The organism is Acetivibrio ethanolgignens (genome assembly GCF_001461035.1).
Lineage (GTDB): Bacteria > Bacillota > Clostridia > Lachnospirales > Lachnospiraceae > Velocimicrobium > Velocimicrobium ethanolgignens.
Genome location: NZ_LNAM01000177.1, coordinates 4408 through 21974 on the forward strand (window position 1 = coordinate 4408; position 17567 = coordinate 21974).

17 protein-coding genes are annotated in these 17567 nt (G+C 40.0%); 9 read left to right on the plus strand and 8 right to left on the minus strand.

Annotation, left to right across the window (positions count from 1 at the left end):
* Positions 1-86 precede the first annotated feature (86 nt).
* Positions 87-530, plus strand: a complete 444-nt coding sequence (locus ASU35_RS13200) for a hypothetical protein (protein ID WP_058353469.1) — start codon at positions 87-89, stop codon at positions 528-530.
* Between the two features lie 200 nt (positions 531-730).
* On the opposite strand, the gene ASU35_RS13205 is transcribed toward ASU35_RS13200, so the two are convergent.
* The 3 genes from ASU35_RS13205 to ASU35_RS13215 form a co-directional block, all read right to left on the minus strand.
* A complete protein-coding gene (locus ASU35_RS13205; RefSeq protein WP_058353470.1) occupies positions 731-2155 on the minus strand; it encodes a carbon starvation CstA family protein in 1425 nt (474 codons plus the stop codon).
* A gap of 132 nt (positions 2156-2287) precedes the next feature.
* Positions 2288-3016, minus strand: a complete 729-nt coding sequence (locus ASU35_RS13210) for a LytR/AlgR family response regulator transcription factor (RefSeq protein ID WP_147525448.1) — start codon at positions 3014-3016, stop codon at positions 2288-2290.
* Between the two features lie 26 nt (positions 3017-3042).
* The gene (locus ASU35_RS13215; protein WP_058353472.1) at positions 3043-4683 is read right to left on the minus strand and encodes a LytS/YhcK type 5TM receptor domain-containing protein; all 1641 of its coding nucleotides are present in this window, start codon (positions 4681-4683) and stop codon (positions 3043-3045) included.
* Between the two features lie 202 nt (positions 4684-4885).
* Here ASU35_RS13215 and ASU35_RS13220 point away from each other — a divergent pair, with 202 nt between their 5' ends.
* The 8 genes from ASU35_RS13220 (at position 4886) to ASU35_RS13255 (ending at position 12358) form a co-directional block, all read left to right on the plus strand.
* Positions 4886-5176, plus strand: coding sequence for an HTH domain-containing protein (locus ASU35_RS13220; RefSeq protein WP_058353473.1), 291 nt, complete (start codon positions 4886-4888; stop codon positions 5174-5176).
* A 452-nt stretch (positions 5177-5628) separates the two neighbouring features.
* Positions 5629-6708 carry a BglG family transcription antiterminator gene (locus tag ASU35_RS13225; protein WP_172794647.1) on the plus strand — a complete coding sequence of 360 codons (1080 nt, stop codon included), beginning with the start codon at positions 5629-5631 and terminating at the stop codon, positions 6706-6708.
* A 106-nt stretch (positions 6709-6814) separates the two neighbouring features.
* Positions 6815-7258 carry a PTS sugar transporter subunit IIA gene (locus ASU35_RS13230; RefSeq protein WP_242861286.1) on the plus strand — a complete coding sequence of 148 codons (444 nt, stop codon included), beginning with the start codon at positions 6815-6817 and terminating at the stop codon, positions 7256-7258.
* 41 nt (positions 7259-7299) lie between these two features.
* Positions 7300-8409 (plus strand): PTS fructose transporter subunit IIC, encoded by a 1110-nt coding sequence (locus ASU35_RS13235; protein WP_058353475.1) that lies wholly within the window; start codon positions 7300-7302, stop codon positions 8407-8409.
* A 54-nt stretch (positions 8410-8463) separates the two neighbouring features.
* On the plus strand, positions 8464-8775 hold the full coding sequence (locus ASU35_RS13240) for a PTS fructose-like transporter subunit IIB (protein ID WP_058353476.1): 312 nt from the start codon (positions 8464-8466) through the stop codon (positions 8773-8775).
* Positions 8776-8800: 25 nt separating this feature from the next.
* Entirely contained in the window at positions 8801-9064 is a 264-nt protein-coding gene (locus ASU35_RS13245) for an HPr family phosphocarrier protein (RefSeq protein ID WP_058353477.1), read from the plus strand.
* Positions 9065-9073: 9 nt separating this feature from the next.
* Positions 9074-11428: a glycyl radical protein gene (locus tag ASU35_RS13250; protein ID WP_058353478.1), complete on the plus strand. Its 2355-nt coding sequence runs from the start codon at positions 9074-9076 to the stop codon at positions 11426-11428.
* Between the two features lie 18 nt (positions 11429-11446).
* A complete protein-coding gene (locus tag ASU35_RS13255) occupies positions 11447-12358 on the plus strand; it encodes a glycyl-radical enzyme activating protein (protein WP_058353479.1) in 912 nt (303 codons plus the stop codon).
* A 28-nt stretch (positions 12359-12386) separates the two neighbouring features.
* On the opposite strand, the gene mdcB is transcribed toward ASU35_RS13255, so the two are convergent.
* The 5 genes from mdcB to ASU35_RS13280 form a co-directional block, all read right to left on the minus strand.
* Positions 12387-13235, minus strand: coding sequence for a triphosphoribosyl-dephospho-CoA synthase MdcB (mdcB, locus tag ASU35_RS13260; RefSeq protein ID WP_479714989.1), 849 nt, complete (start codon positions 13233-13235; stop codon positions 12387-12389).
* Positions 13236-13324: 89 nt separating this feature from the next.
* Positions 13325-14887, minus strand: a complete 1563-nt coding sequence (gene citF / locus ASU35_RS13265) for a citrate lyase subunit alpha (protein ID WP_058353480.1) — start codon at positions 14885-14887, stop codon at positions 13325-13327.
* 1 nt (position 14888) lies between these two features.
* Positions 14889-15788 (minus strand): aldolase/citrate lyase family protein, encoded by a 900-nt coding sequence (locus tag ASU35_RS13270; RefSeq protein WP_058353481.1) that lies wholly within the window; start codon positions 15786-15788, stop codon positions 14889-14891.
* Positions 15788-16087, minus strand: coding sequence for a citrate lyase acyl carrier protein (citD, locus tag ASU35_RS13275; protein ID WP_058353482.1), 300 nt, complete (start codon positions 16085-16087; stop codon positions 15788-15790). The genes ASU35_RS13270 and citD overlap by 1 nt, the downstream gene beginning before the upstream one ends.
* An 85-nt stretch (positions 16088-16172) precedes the next feature.
* A complete protein-coding gene (locus ASU35_RS13280; RefSeq protein ID WP_058353483.1) occupies positions 16173-17465 on the minus strand; it encodes a S41 family peptidase in 1293 nt (430 codons plus the stop codon).
* Positions 17466-17567 lie beyond the last annotated feature (102 nt).

Here is a 17567-nt window from a genome sequence, read left to right on the forward strand (position 1 = left end):
ATATCAGAAAGCGGGGAGAAAGTCAGTAAAATCAAGTGTTTTAAGCCTAATTAGCAGACACCAAGTAATGTTAAGGAGATGTATGCATGATAAATGTTAGTACCTTTGTCTATAATTCTTCAAAAAAAACTTTTAATACCGTCCCTCAATGTTCAATCTTAGAATTGCAAAAATTACCTGGGAGGCTCGAATATATTGATGGATATCTCTCGATTCAATATTTTGGATACGAGTTAATGGGAGAACAATACCATGATGACATTATCTTTTTATGGAACTTTATAATAAATGGAATACAAACATATCTTGAAAAAAAATATGTTTGTATTCCGTTCCCAGGCACCACCTCTGAATTGATAATAAAAGGCTTACCTAGAAATCAACTACTTTTTAGCATAGGTCAAAGAAAAGAAGTTCTCCCTTCTACAGAATTCCTAAACAGCTTACTATCTGCAGCCGATACATTCTTTAATTGGATAGGAGAAAATTTACAGGTTGAAACTATATCCAAAATGAAAAAAAACATATAAAATTAATAACCAAGCACATACCGATGATGATTGGTATGTGCTTTTTCTATAGCTTAACCCGAGAATTTCGTCGACTTACTAAATTCCATATCAAATTAACCGAACGCTTTGGGCTTACATATGCTCAGAATAAGTATAATGCCATAATTCAGGCGGCAAAGGAAACAACATCAAAACCAGAACATTCAAAGACTTCAGACTTAGTCTGTTCCCTTCTCCTTCCGGAAATAAAGCATTGAAAAGCCAAGTGCCAGAGCAATCCCCACTACAATACCAATACCTTCAGCACTCTTTAGTGGCATATATTGGGTTATCAGTCCATAAAAGCCTTCCTTTGCCACAAGTATGTAGCAGGTAACAACAACCGTCATAAACATAGCCGGAAGGTATGCCACCCAGTGGAATTTTCCTTGCTTCTTTAAATATACAGCTGCGGTCCAAAGTGCCATTGCAGCAAGTGTTTGATTTGCCCAGCTAAAGTATCTCCAAATAATGTTGAAATCAATAAATAAGAGCATAACTGCTACAGCAAAAACCGGAATAATTAGTTTAAATCTGTTGAGCTTACTTTTTTGCTCCAGCCTCAGTGCATCTGCCAGGGTCAATCGAATTGAGCGAAATGCGGTATCTCCCGAGGTGATTGGACAGACAACCACACCCAGAATGGCCAAAATCATACCAACCGGCCCCATCAGTCCAGAAGAAATTTTATTAACAATAACTGCTGCTTTTCCACCTTCCAAAGCAAGACCTTCCAGGCCGCCAAAAAATGTCATTGCAGCTGCTGCCCAAATCAAGGCAATAACTCCCTCTGCAATCATTGCACCATAAAATACTTTTCTTCCATCCTTCTCATTGCGGACACAGCGAGCCATCATAGGCGACTGGGTTGCATGAAAACCAGAAATAGCTCCACATGCAATGGAGATAAACAGATATGGAAAAATTGACTTTCCTTCCACATGCGGATTGGAAAAAGCAAACTCTGGAATCTGCATAAAATATCCCTGAGTAATCATTCCAATTATAATACCTGCTGCCATGATAAACAGAGAAACACCAAATATTGGGTATATTTTTCCAATTACCTTATCGATAGGAAGTACAGTTGCTACAATATAATAACCTAAAATTAAGGCAACAAAAACCCACCGATTCTGCCCTGTCAGATTTGCTAAAAGGTCTGCCGGACTAGATACAAAGACAACACCAACTAAAAGCAGTAAAATAACAGAAAAAAGAATCATTACCTTCTTTGCCAATGCTCCTAGATTTTCTCCTACCAATTCTGATACAGACGCACCCTTTGAGCGAAGAGACATCATTCCAACCAGGAAATCATGGACTGCACCGCCAAAGACAGACCCAAAGGTAATCCATAAAAAGGCATCCGCACCCCACATAGCACCTGCCACTGCTCCAAAAATCGGCCCAGTTCCTGCGATATTCAGAAACTGAATCAAAAATGCCTTCCAGGTTGGCAATTCAACAAAATCAATGCCATCTGCATATTTCATTGCCGGCACTTCCCGGCTCTCGCTTGAGCCAAAAATCTTATCTACTATCACTCCATAAATGACATATCCTAAAAACAGGATAATTACACAAGCTATAAAAGTAATCATTGGTAGCTCTCCTTCTTTTTTTTTGCTAATTTTACTATACAAAAACATTTTTCTAAAGTGTTTTTATGTTAAATACACTAAATTTATGGAGAAATGTAATATTTAGTAGCAAATATGTTCAAATCAAGGGCTCTAAATTAAAATTTTATTTCTTAGCTGCCTGATCTTTTCTCTTCCTACAGGTAAAACCGTTTTTTCAAAGCCCTTTAATCTTACCGCAAATCTCCCTCCTTCCCAGGGAAAAATGCTGACAATATATTTCAAATTAACCAAATAGCTTTTATGAATCCGAAAAAATCCTTTCTCCTCCAATTTCTTTTCATATTCTGATAAATACTGATTACTCCGGTAACCTCCCCTCACTGTATGTATGACGCATCCACGCCCTTGTCCATCAGTTTCAATATAAGCCACTGTATCAATGTCAATAAGCCTGCTTTCTCTTTCCTTATTCACACAAATCTTATCCAAAAAGCTTCCTCCTCCAATTTCGGCAGTTCCTTCCTTTTTAGAGCAATGCCGCTCCAAAATCTGGCGTAGCCTGCTCTCTTCATAAGGCTTTAGGATATAATCATCTACCTGAAGCTCAAAGGCCTGCATAGCGTATTCTGAATAGGCTGTAGAAAAAATAATTTTCGTACTGGGACTAAGCTTCTTTATCAAAGGCACCAAGTCAACTCCCTTGATATCTCCCAGATGGATATCAAGAAAAATCATATCATAGGTATCCTGGCTAATAAGCCTGATGCCATCTGCTCCACTATCTCCCTCCTGGATTTCTACCTTTCCTAAAATAGTCCGAAGTAAATACGAAAGCTCTCTTTGTGCCGGTCTCTCATCTTCTATAATTGCAATTTTCATAAATCTTACCCTCTGCTTTCTCCCCTTCACATAAGCGGTATTTCCAGCCGCACCTCTGCCCCAGCTTCTTTGTTGGAAAGCATAAGCCCCTGGTTACCCGGATAAATATTTTTTATCCTTCTGTGAACATTGTAAATTCCGGAGTAGCCTTCCTTTTCCTCTTTTTGAAACCGTTCCAGCTCCTCCCTGGGAAACCCTTTTCCCTGGTCTTGAACCTGAAAAAGAAGGGAATTTTTTCCCTTTTTTATAGAAATGTTAATATCTCTTGTCCCATCTTCCTTTGCTCCATATTTTACTGCATTTTCTACTAAGGGCTGCAGTAAAAGAGGCGGTATATTTCCATTTAATTCAGAATCGATTTCCCAGCAAACCCTTAGCTTGTCCTCAAATCTGGCAAATTCAATTTCCAGATAGCTTTTGATTGCCTTCACCTCATCTTTGAGTGAGATAAATTCTTTATTTATTTCCAGGGTATAACGGAAGTAATGACTCAATAGCAGTAACAGCTCTCGTGTCCGTTTTGGATTCTCCCTGCAAATGGAGGAAAGCGTATTCAATGTATTATACAAAAAATGTGGATTTATCTGTGCCTGCAAAGCCCGGAATTCCATTTTTCTTTTCATTTCAATCTCATAAGAGATTTTCGATAATTCCAGCATCGTAGAAAACAGCCTCGCCAGTCCTTCTACAAATAGTTTATCTGTATCTGTTGCAATACGCTGTTTTTTTGTTATAACAACCAGACCTCCCACAGAACCGTCTCCCTCCTTTAATGGTGCTGCAATGATACAAAAGCTTTTTTTCCCATCCTCAACACTCTGAAGAATAGTATCATCCACCGTTATAGCTCTTTTCACAAAGTCCACAGGATCCAATGGAAGGGATATCTCCTTACTGTCTGCCAGAATCTGCTCCGAATTAGTAATAATAGCTCTGAATTCAGGCATCGCCTGGCAAATAATATCAACCACCTTTTTCATAGCTACTTCATTATTCAGGCCATTCCTTAGATGAGGAAGGGATCTTTCAGCTATCTTCAGAACCTGACTCTGATGGTAGCTTATATCATAATCCCGTTCCAGATAAATACGATTAAAGGTAGAAAAAAACAGCATAGTTCCGAAAGAATTAATAAGAATCATCGGCAAAGCAATCACCTGCACCAGCTCCCATGCGGCCGAAAAAGGTTTTGCAATTAATAGTATGATTATCATTTGCAGGATTTGTGCACCAACAGCAATCAAGCCAGTTATAGCAAGAGATGTTTTTCTTTTTTCCAGATACAAATAAGCTACACTTCCAATCGCTCCCTCAAAAACTGTCGAAACTGCACAGGCAAAAGAAGTAAGCCCTGAGATATCAAAAAAATACCTGTGTATCCCTGCCAGAATGGCGGCCACCATTCCCACATAGGGTCCACCCAAAATACCTGCTGCTAAAACACCAATTACCCGTGTATTTACTATTGCTCCGTGTACCCCCAGCCCAATATATGTCGATACAATACTCATAACGCCAAAGATAATTCCCAACAGGAGTCTGTTTTCTATTTTTTCATCCTTTTTTATAAGTAGCCTTCTTACAAACTTAATATTAACCAACGTGCCTGCAATCAACAAAAGTATACCTACATTTAAAATTAATGTAATAAATAATTCTCTCTTCATGCCCTATTTTTATCTTTCCCTTTAATTTAAAAGGAGGATGGCTCCAATTAAAATATTACTCCATATCATATATCGGCAAAAATTGCAGCTTCCTTAAATCTCTTATAAAAATCAGTATACTGACTTTTCCCTCGTTATCTGGTAAAATATTTGCAAGTAACTAATTAATCTGCAAACACTAGATAAGAAGGTTGGAAGAGACATGTTATCAGAGAGAGGACTTCAGATAATAGAGAAGCTAATAGACAACAACCGGATACCAATTACATCAAAAACATTAGCATTACACCTCGGTGTATCTGAAAGAAGTGTTAAAACTTACATCAACGAGGTTTCAGATTTTTGCAGCGAACATGGAATGACCCTGAAAAGAAAAACGGGAACCGGCTTCGTGGCTGATTTTACAGAAGAACAGATAAAACAGATTAATGATATGAAACGAGACAAGATTCCAAAGAACTCAGAAAATACAATATCCATATTAACAGAGTAGCTGGACATGGTGTATTTATCTCCGGTGATGAATTTTCCATACGAAAGGCGATGAAAAATGGCTGTACCTATGCGATTGGAGATAAAAAGGTAGAAACTCTCTACGATTACAGAATCCATTTAGAGGAAGAATATCTTAATCTTTGGATAAACAATTTTGGTCAGGACAATTTTGAAAAGGCTGTCGAAGTGATACACCATATTGAGGATGAATACCATGTGACATATACAGACTACTCCTTTAGAATGCTGGCGGAATATATAAGCATTCAGCTGTTTAGAACACGGATGGGAAATGTGATTACTGAGAGTATTATTAAAGATGGAAAAACTCTGAGTAATCCTGAAATTGTGGAAAAGGTATCGAAATTATTTATGCAGTTGGGAAAGGTTCAGCTGAATGAATATGAAAAACAGTATATAGATGTATTGTTTGCCGCGGCGGCAGTTCAGTTGAAAAAAGATCGTCCCCGTGTGATTTCCGGCAGCATATTTGATAGTGAAAATGATAAATTATGTGATGAAATACTTTCTTATCTTTCAGAGATATTAAATGCGGATTTAACAGATAATGAACTCCTGAGAACAAGCCTTGAAGCTTTTCTTCCACCTTCATTTATCAGAACCCAGTATGGTCTGGAAGTAAGTAATCCTTTCTTGAGCGATATCAGAGAGATGTATTCGGGAATTTTAGCAACATGCTTTACCCTTGGAAAATTTTATGAGGAATACACAAATGCTATTCCTACGGATCATGAGATATCTTTTATTGCACTGTTTTTAGGTGGTGCATTTCATAGGAACGTAAAAAATGTTAAGGCAATTTTAATAGGAACCAGTGGAATTGCAGCGGCTAATATTGTTGCCCGAAAAATCGAAAGCAGGATGAATGATGTAAACATTATAGCAATACTATCATCTGGAAAAATAAATAGCTTAGACGATTATGATTTTGATATTATTTTGTCAATGCTTCCAAACTTCACTTATGGGAATAAGGTGGTACATATATCACCCATTGTCAGCAGGGAGGATGAAAGGAAAATAAAGGCTGCGTGCTTTGAAGCCCTGACCCATCCGAGGCTTGAAAATACAAATTTTAATGAATTAGTTGATACTGAGCATATTATGATTGTGAGGAAAAAGACGGAAAGAGATGCCATTTTAAAAGAAGCGTGTGAAATACTTTTTGATGGCGGTTATGTTAAAAAAGAGTTTTTTGATGATGTGATCAAACGAGAGCTTATTGAATCTACTGCAATAGGAAATGGTGTCGCAATTCCTCATGGAATGCCTGAAAATGTAATTAAACCAAAAGTGTTTTTGATACAGCTAAAGTATCCTGTAAATTGGGAAGGAAAGATGGTGAGGACGATTTTTCTTCTGGCATTAAACTTTAATAATATTGCAACAACGAAGGCATTTTTCTCAGATTTTACCAGAATTACAGGCTCTGAGGAAAGAATCCATGCGATACAAAAATGTGAAACAGTAGAAGAAATATGGGATCTATTGAAAGATGAATTGCACTAACCTTAGTGCAATTTTCCTTTTTTGTGATAATTGAAAAAGCTTAATAAACGACGTAAAATTAGATTACACGATGGTACTATAGTTTTAAGGAAAGGAGGAAATTAGTTTGGCTAAAGAACTTATGAGCGGAGAGATTGTCATGTTTGACGTTGAGTCCGACAGCTCTGAGGAAATCATCAGACTGATTGCTGACGCAATGGATAAGGATGACAGACTTATTGACAAGGAAGGTTATATAACAGACGTTATGTCTAGAGAAGCAAGCTCAAGTACAGCTGTTGGTTTCTCAATTGCTACACCACATTCTAAGTCAGTATATGTAAAAAGGCCATCGCTTGCTTTTGTTCGTCTCGCAAAACCAGTAAAATGGGATGGTACAGAAGAAGTTGACATGGTATTCCAGATAGGTGTTCCTTCACCGGGACAGGGCGACAGACATCTGGAGATTTTAGCAGGACTGTTCAGAAAGGTTATGCACGATGATTTCAGAGAACAATTGAGAAGCGCTAAGAATGCGGAAGAAGTTATTGAACTTATCGGCATGGTTTAATCCTAAGTTTAGGAGATATACTTAATGAAAAGGAGAAGGCTATGAAAGAATTACTTGATATTTTTAAAAACCTAAGAACACATCTTATGAACGGTGTATCTTATATGATACCGGTTGTTGTAGGTGGTGGTATTCTTATGGCAATCGCAGTATTAATTACAGGTGAAGGAGCAGCTCCGGGGTGGGGAGATGGTATTCCTTACTGGCTATGGACAATTGGGGCAGACGCTTTAGGATTTATGGTTCCTGTGCTTTCAGCATATATTGCTTATTCGATTGCTGACAGACCAGGTATTGCACCAGGCTTGGCAGGCGGTATTATGGCATTGAATATCCCTACAGGATTTAACGAAGCAGCCGGTACAGTTACATATGCTAGTGCTGGTTTCCTTGGTGGCATTGTTACAGGTATTGTAGCAGGTATTCTTGCCCAATACCTGAAGAAGATTCCTCTTCCAAAGTCAATGCAGTCATTGAAATCAATCATTATCATTCCTGTTGTATCAATTCTCGTAATCGGTATCGTAATGTTTGGGGCATTAGGCGGTCCTATTGCAGTGTTTATGGGGTGGTTAGAAGAATTATTAAGAGATGCCGCAGGTGGAAACGTTATGATTGTGAGTGCAATAGCTGGTCTTATGATTGCTTTTGACTTAGGTGGCCCTGTTAATAAGGTTGCATTTTCAATTTTAATGGTTGCATTTGTCGGTGATGGAATTTACACATTTGCAGCACCTGTCGGTATTGCTATTTGTATTCCACCAATTGGAGCAGGTGTAGCATCCTTAGTATTAAAAAGTAAATTCTCAAAAGAAGAAAGAAATGCAGGTATTGGTGCTATTGCAATGGGCTTCTGCGGCATTACAGAGGGTGCTATTTCCTATACGACAGCAGATCCTGTAAGAATGATTCCTATCAATATGATTTCATCAGCCATTGCAGCTGGACTTGCAGGTCTCCTGGGTGTTGGTAAAACGATGGCTGCATCATGGGGAGGACTTATTGTAACTCCGGTTATTTCAAGCCCATTATTATATGTAGCTTGTATTCTTGTTGGTGTTGCAATTTATGTAGCATTGTGTGCTGTATTTAAGAAAACTTACGTAGCAAAAGAAGAAGAAATCGAAGATATTGATATCAGCTTCGAATAAAAGCAAATAGTCACAGATAAAAATATAAGTTTTTAAAGAAGGAGCGTAAAGAATATGAAATTTTTAGCAGTTACAGCATGCCCATCAGGGGTTGCACATACTTATATGGCAGCAGAGGCGATTCAGCAGGCCTGTGAAAAAGCAGGTGTTGAGTGCAAGGTTGAAACACAGGGTTCTATTGGTATTGAAAATACTATTACAGCAGAAGATGTTGCTTCTGCTGATGCAGTTATTTTAACAACAGATATGCCAATTAAAAATATAGAACGCTTTGACAATTTAAAGAAAGTTAAAATTGGGATCAGCCCGGCTATTAAACAGGCAGATGCTATAGTTGCAAAGATGATAAGTATGCTTAAAGAATAAGGCAGAAAATAGGAGAAATGAGCATATGGTAAGCAGAACATTCATAGTAAATAATCCGGAGGGATTACATATGAGGCCGGCAGGTGTTGTCGCAAAAGAGATGGGAAGGTTTTCCTGCAATGTAACAATTGTATTTGGAGATAAGAAAATCAATGCAAAGAGCATTATTACCATTATTTCAGCCTGTATTAAGAGGGGCGCAGAGGTTACATTTGAATGTGACGGCGAAGACGAGGAGGCAGCAATGGAGAAGATTATAGAACTCGAGAGTCAGAATTTTGGTGAATAGCAGGTGGATATGTTGAATAATTTAGTTAAAACAGAAAGAATTGATGTTTTAAAAAACAGAATGCTTTCAGTTCCAAGATATGCCTCTATTGAACAGGCTAAAATAATTACAGACACATATAAAGAGCATGAGAAGGAACTGAGAATTGTGCAGAGAGCATATTCTTTAAAAAATTGCTTAGAGAAAATAGGCATCAGCGTAGAACCGGAGGAACTGATTGTCGGAAACAGAACAGCTGGAGTAAGGTACGGTGTTGTTTTTCCAGAAAGCGGCAGCACATGGGTAGATAAGGAGTTTGAAACTCTTCCTACAAGACCACAGGATAAATTTAATGTTAATGAGGAAGATATTAAATATTTTAGAGAGGTTATATATCCGTACTGGCAGGGAAAATCTTTAGAGGATGTTTTAAAGGCACGCTATGGTAAGGAAATTGAAGAGATTTCCAAGGTGGCAAAAATCAATCAGAAAGACCACGCACAGGGACATATTAATCCTGACTGCGAAGGCTGGCTGAAAAAAGGCCCTGCAGGTCTTAAAGCGGAAGCAGAAGAACATCTGGCAAAAGAAACAGATGAAGAAAAGAAGCTTTTCTATAAGAGTGTTGTTACCGTTATGGAAGGCACAATTAACTTTATTATGAGATACCATGATTTGTTATTGCAGCAGGCAAAGGATAATCCGGAATGGGCAGGTAATATGAAAAAAGTTGCAGAGATTTGCAAAAGCATCGCCAAAAGACCACCGGTTACTTTCCATGAAGCAACACAGTCATTATGGTTCTTGTTTGTGATTTTACACATGGAGTCTAATGCCTCCTCATTCTCACCAGGAAGAATGGATGTGTATATGTATCCATATTACAAGCATGACAAAGAAAATGGAATAAGCGACCAGGCGATTCTGGAGATTATAGAGAGCTTATGGCTGAAATTTAATGAAATTGTATATATGAGAAATGCTAACAGTGCAAAATTCTTCGCCGGCTTCCCTATCGGATTTAATATTGCCTTGGGCGGACAGGATACAAAGGGTGAACCTTTTGAAAATGAACTCTCATACCTGCTGTTAAAAGCACAGGAGCACATCGGACTTCCACAGCCGAACCTTTCTGTAAGGCTTTGTGAAAAAACCAGCGACAAGTTGTTAAAGGCAGCGATTAAGGTTGTTTCCTTAGGAAGCGGTATGCCACAGTTCTTTAATGACAAGGCGATTATTCCGGCAATGATTAATGACCTTGGAATCAGTGAGCGGGATGCAATGAATTATGCTATTGTAGGCTGTGTAGAATTGACGACGCAGGGAGATAACCTTGGATGGTCAGATGCAGCGATGTTTAACTTAAACAAGGCATTAGAGCTTACCCTCACAGGTGGCAAATGCCTCCTTACAGGAAAACAGCTGGCACCAGACAGGGGCAATCTTACAACATACGAGACATTTGAAGACTTAGAGGAAGCCTTCCGTCAGAACATAGATTATTTTATGGATAAGATGATTTTAGCATGCGAGCAGGTAGAACAGGCACATATGGATCTTCTTCCTACTCCATTCCTTTCTTCAGTTATTAACAACTGTATGGAAAATGGTATTGATGTAACAAAGGGCGGTGCAAAATATAACCTTTCAGGCATCCAAATGATTCAGGTGGCAAATCTGGCAGACAGTCTGGCAGCAATTAAGCAGCTGGTATTTGATGAGAAGAAAGTATCAAAAGAGAGGCTTTGGAAAGCATTAGAAAATAACTATAAAGATGACGAAATGTTAAGAACGATGCTACTTAACAAAGTTCCAAAATATGGTAATGATGTTGCTTGGGTTGATCATCTCGGTGCTAAGTGGGCAAAATATTTCCGTGAGAGAATCGGGCAGTATACAAATTATCGTGGAGGTAAGTACCATACAGGTATGTATACAGTTTCTGCTCATGTCCCTATGGGTGAGAATGTAGGAGCATCCCCGGATGGCAGATATGCAGGTACCCCTTTAGCAGACGGAGGAATGTCACCGGTTTATGGAAGAGACGAAAATGGTCCTACAGCCGTTTTAAAATCAGTTTCCAGACTGGATAAGAGCTGGACCACAAACGGTGGACTTCTCAATATGAAATTTCTGCCGGAATTCTTTAAAACGGAAAACGGTATAGATAAATTTGCCAGGATGCTCAGAGCCTTCGTGGATCTTGAGATACCACACATTCAGTTCAACGTTGTGAGAAAAGAGGACCTAATGTCAGCAAAGAAAAACCCTGAGCATTACAGAAATCTTACCGTCAGAGTTGCAGGATATACAGCTTACTTTGTTGAACTGGCAGGAGAACTTCAGGATGAAATTATCGCAAGAACAAGTTATAATGATATTTAAAAAGGTGTTGACATTAATTTGAAGGGTTATGTTTTCGATTTTAAAAGATTTTCAACCCATGACGGGCATGGCATCAGAACAACAGTTTTCTTAAAAGGCTGCACCATTAACTGTGTCTGGTGTCATAATCCGGAGGGAATATCAATAAGACAAAGACCACTATATTTTCTGAACAAATGTATACATTGTAATACATGTGTACATTTGGCGGAAAATGAAGGTGTGAAGGAAATTAACGGAAAAATCAAACTGGATATCTCTAAAAACGAGAACTGGCATTATATTATCGATAGCTGTCCGTCAGCTGCATTGACTATGGATTCAAGAGAGATGACAGTGCAGGAAGTGGTAGAGGAAGCCTGCAAAGATGAACCATTTTTCAAATATGGAGGAGGTGTTACTTTGTCAGGAGGTGAGCCTTTATTTCAGCATGCATTTGCTATAGAGATTTTAAAGGGGCTCAGAGAGAAAAATATAGCAACCACCATAGAAACGGCATCTCATATTCCAACAAAGCTATATCAGGAAGCAATGAACTATGTAGATTATGTGTTTGCTGATTTAAAGATCATAGACAGTAGGCAGCATAAGAAGTATACGGGAGTAACTAATGAATTAATTAAACAGAATTTAGAATGGCTGCTTACATCAGATAAGGCAGAAAATGTAATTATCAGAACACCACTCATTCCTGATATGACTGCTACAGAAGAGAACATTGCCGAAATCGCCCGGTTTATCAGCGGCTTGTATCAGGAGGTAAAGTACGAAATTTTAAATTACAATCCACTGGCTCAGGCAAAGTACGACATGGTAGATAAAGCTTTTTGTTTTGAAAAAAATCGGCCATCCTACAGCGATAACCAGATGCGGGCATTTGGTAAGATTGCCGCAGATAACGGCATTAAAAATCTTATTCTGGAGATTTGAAGAGAAAGACCATGGCTATATTAACAATTCACAATTTTCTTCTAAGAGACTGGAACCCATTATATACGGAATGTAGAAATATTGTAATTGCAAGCAGGTCTGCACAGCCGCCATGACTGATATTTTCTTTTATAAACTGTTCATCCAGCTTTATCAGCTCTTCCACGGCACCTTTCCTATAAGCACCGCCATTTTTCAAAAACTGTCTGGCAATATTCTGTGTATACTCTAATGTTTTCTCGCTGGTGCGGTAAATTACATTGGTATCCTCTGCCTGTGCCATAAACTCCATTAAAACCTGGAGCTTTATTTCGTTCCATCCATATCCTTTTCTAATTCCCTCCTGCATTACCGGAAGACCAATCGTCCGTATGGAAGCATACCCACCCAGAGCCTCACCTCTGACTCCCATGGTTCCCAGCCTTCTGTAAAGCTCTTCCCCATGGCTTCTATCTGTTTTCTTTTCCTGGATTGCTTTTAACTCTGCAATAAGAGCACTTCTCACCATATGCTGCTCTGTCCGTATCAGGTTCTTAACTGAAACGTACCCATCCCAGCGAAAACAGCTAGCTGCTGCAGCACAGAGAATGCCCAGAGAAAAGATTAAGCCCTTATGCGTATTTACATTTCCTGTCGCTGCATACATAGCTTTTTCTGCCTCTATTCCTATTTCCCTGAGCTCTGGGAAAACATCGGAGGGATGCTTCTGACTACGGTATCCTGCCTCTGCCATCCGAACAAAATATGGTCTTAAAACGCTGGCACTTCTTTCAAAAAGAGCTACATCCATATCTTTATGAGCTCCATTGGAATAGGTATCGACAAGCCCTGGCTTCGGTGTTGTATAAACCTCCTCAATAAGGGCTTCCCAGGCCATTTGTCCAAGCCATTCTTCTATCACCTGATTTCCAGAAGTGGCACCATACATAGTTTGCATATCAATCCCTCCAGTTATGTTATAAAAAACTACTGCTCGCGAAAGCTAAAGTCTTTTACCTTTCTAACAACGTCCATGATAGTACCATCACGGCTCTCAATGATACCTACAACACGGTCATCGAACTCTACTCTTTCCGGCTCTCCTGCAATCGAGTAAGCAATATCCCTTAGCTCCTCAATTGTCTTAAACGGAAGGTCTACATCCTTCATACACTCAATCAGATCCTGTCTTGCCGGATTAATTGCTATACCATAGTCTGTAATAACTACGTCTATGGACTCACCTGGTGTGGTTACCGTAGTTACATCGCTACAAATTGCCGGAATTCTGCCCTGAAGCAGCGGAGCGATTACAATGGTACATTTTGCTCCGGCAGCGGTGTCAGGGTGTCCTCCCTGGGCTCCGGTAATCATTCCATCGGAACCAACTACTACGTTACAGTTAAAGTGAACGTCTACCTCCAGGGCAGCTAGAATAACAAAATCAAGCTTATTTACCACAGCTCCCTTGTTAAATGGGTCTGCGTATTCACCGGCAGAAATCCGGAAATGCTTTAAGTTCTTTACGGATTCTACCGCATCCAAATCAAAGTCCTGGGTATCTAACAGGCAGTCTACCTGGTTATTCTTTAATAAGTCACACATTGGCTTGGTCAGTCCGCCAACACCAAAACGCATCCGGATATTTCTCTCCTGCATAATCTTTGCCAGAGAGATGGTAGATGCAATGGATGCACCGCCAACACCGGTCTGATAGGAGAAACCATCCTTAAAGTATGGAGTATTCACAACAAACCGGGTACAGTAATCTGCCATCATCAGCTTTCTCATATCTGTGGTAGGCTTAGCTGCTCCCGTTGCAATTTTCTTCGGATCACCGATGCTTTCCACCTCTACGACATAGTCTACCTTTGTCATGCTGATATGGGCCGGGAAGTTCGGGAATGGCACCAGGGTATCGGTAATCGCTACTACCTTGTCCGCATAATCCCCATCTACCATCGCATAGGAAAGCACACCACAGTTACTCTTTCCACCGATACCACGGCAGTTGCCATAGTCATCACAGGTCGGTGCACCAATAAAGGCAATGTCAATTCTTGTCTCGCCACTCTCAATGGCACGGACACGTCCGCCATGAGAACGCATGATAGCCAGGCCCTTCAGCCTTCCATGGGAGATTGCCTCTCCAATCTTTCCACGTACACCAGAGGACTGGATGTTGGTAATAGTTCCATCTTCAATATAAGGCACGATTGGGTCATGAGCCTTTCCTAAGGAGCTGGCACAGATGGTAATATCCTTGATTCCCATCTTATGTACCTCTTCCATGACCATATTTACGATATAGTCACCTTCCCGGAAGTGGTGGTGGAAGCCCAGGGTCATGCCGTCCTTAATCCCACATTTTACCAATGCCTCATGGATATCCTTCAATAACTTGCTCTCTGTATTGTTGATGACACATCTGGTATTCGGGCCATCCTTTTTATATACATAACCGTCTCTGTAGTGGTTTCCCTGGAAAACCTCTTTTCCGGTCATCTCAAGAATTTCTTCTGGTATTTCTCTTCCAACTGCATTTATCATCTTATAAATCCCCCTTATACACACCGGATGCTTTTGCCAGGGCGATGGTACGCTTTGCTCCATCATAGAAGGCGATGTCAATCATCTTGCCATCTACGGTGAATACACCGATACCCTGGGCACTCTTTTCATCAATTTCCTTTACTACCTTTTCCGCAAAGATAATATCCTTTTCGGTCGGTGTAAAGATTTCATGTACGACATTAATCTGTCTCGGGTTGATAATGGACTTTCCGTCAAAGCCCATCAGATGAATGGTTTCTACGTCCTTACGGAAGCCTTCCATATTATCTAAGTTGGTATATACGGTGTCAAAGCACTGTACACCGGCTGCTCTTGCTGCAATGAGCATGTTCTGTCTGGCTCCCATCAGCTCAATACCGGTACCAGTGATATGGGTCTGTAAATCCTTGGTATAGTCACCGCCGGATAAGGCGATACCAAAGATACGGTCAGAAGCCTCGCAGATATCCAGGGCACGCATAACACCCTTAGCAGACTCCAGGGCTGCCATAATGAGGGTTTTTCCCTCCTCTACGCCGAATTCCTTCTCGGCAGCGATAACAGCTTCCTCCACCATCCTGACATCCTGGCCACTCTCGGTCTTAGGAATACGGATGGCATCACAGCCGCCGGCCACACAGACACGGACATCCTCTCTCCAGTATGGAGTATCCAGGGCGTTGATTCGTACAACACGCTCTACACCCCGATAATCAATTTCCTGCAGGGCATGGTATAAAGAGAAACGAGCGGCGTCCTTCTGGTTCTGTGCGACAGCATCCTCCAGATCCAGCATGATGCTGTCTGGTTTATAGATATACGGATCCTTAATCAGGCCCGGCTTCTGCACATTTAAGAACATCATGGTTCTTCTTAATCGTTTTTTATTTGGATTCATTATTTGATTGCACCTCCCCATGGCAGATTTTCCATCTGGTCAACAGAGCGGTATACCGCTCCTTCCACCCTTGCCTTTAAGGTACAATCCAGAGCCCCCTTGTCCACTACTGTAATTCTTACATTGTTTACCTCGAGCCGCTCTAAGGTTTCCATTACTACCCTGCGGATCTGATTACCGTACTGATGAATTACAGCACTTTCTAAGATAAAATCAATTTTTCCATCACCCGGCTCAACCGTTACCTGAGCATCACTGGATTCCAGTGTCCCTGCCATGGCAGGCTTTAATATTTCCATTGTATTAACCTCCTCTGGTTTTAAGCTTTCTCTTAATGTTGTTTTCATCTTAAAACCAAAAGCTTAACTCCTGCCATGTTTTATCTTAAAATTCTTTAAGATACTTAAAACAAGCCTCTAAGATATCCTGATTTTCCACCTTAATATCCGGCTCTGTTCCAAATTCCTCATTATTGGAACCATCGGGATTAATAAAATTAAATACAGAAAAACGGTAGCAAATACCGGAATTTGGCAATACAAAATACAAGGGATTATAACCAGCACCATCTCCGCCTGTTGTATTACCAATTAAGGTAGCAAAGCCTGTTTCCTTACAAAAACGTACAAAGCTTTCTGCGGAAGAATAATTTAATCCGTCTGTCAGCACAAAAAAACGACCTGTAAATAATGGATTATTCGTCTTTTTTATTTCCTGCCGTACTTTACCTACATACTGAGCCTCTTCGAATTCCTCCCTGTCAAGCTTAGGAAGGCTGCTTATATCACTTTTATCTGCCTTTTTAATCCCCGAACAGACCTTGGCGTATGCTTCACTTTCTTTTCCCTTATACAGGCAATAGTAATCTACCGTTGCTGTTTTCATAAGATTAGGCTCCACAATTCCATCTATCCAATAGTCATCATTGCCTCCGCCATTCCCCCGGATATCAATAATACAGTTTTCTATACCCTCTTTTTCCATCGCCTTAAATCTTTCCTGAAGAGCCGCTGCATTTACCCTGGCATTATAAAAACCTGGTATAGCGATTACTCCTGCCTTATATTCTGAATATTCCTTATAGGTAAAGTTTTCTTCTCCCTCCTCTTCTTTTAACATCTTTTTAAAGAGCTTCGTATCCTTTTCTTTATCATAGAGATAAAAGGTTCTGGATTTTTCCGTGTTCATTCTTTCGGTGAGATACTGTATATGAGAAGATTCCCGGGTACTGTAGCCTAAATCTACCGAAACCATATTCATCCGGTAGCCATAGCTGCTAATAGGCTGCATGTGTCCGGCACCGCCAAAGGCATCAATACATTTTGCAATTAAATCATTAAACTGCCAGTCATTTTCTATCTCTTCGATTTCTTTCCGATATTCCTTTTTAATTTCCTCCAAATCATTCCCCGTTGTCTCTTCTGCTACACGCCAGAAAGGATAGTTCTCCTCTGCATTTTTCCAAAAGGCATCATAATCCTCATACATATATTTTTTCGTCAAAGCATGGCTCATTGGTGACAACACAGCACCCACGCCTTTTTCCATTCTCTCTGCCCTTTTTTCATTTTCCACCTTAACTGCTGTAGCACCGATTGCTATCACCGCTGCTACCACAGCCAAAATAATCGCTTTTTTTACTTTCATTTCCATCCGCTCTCCTTCTTTTCTTTTCATTATACATCCTAGTTTCCTTATTGTCCACCTATAGGGCTGATTCAGCACGACAAACGCATGAATGTGTTCTTCAACCACGCCTATGCACTAAGTTCAAAAATT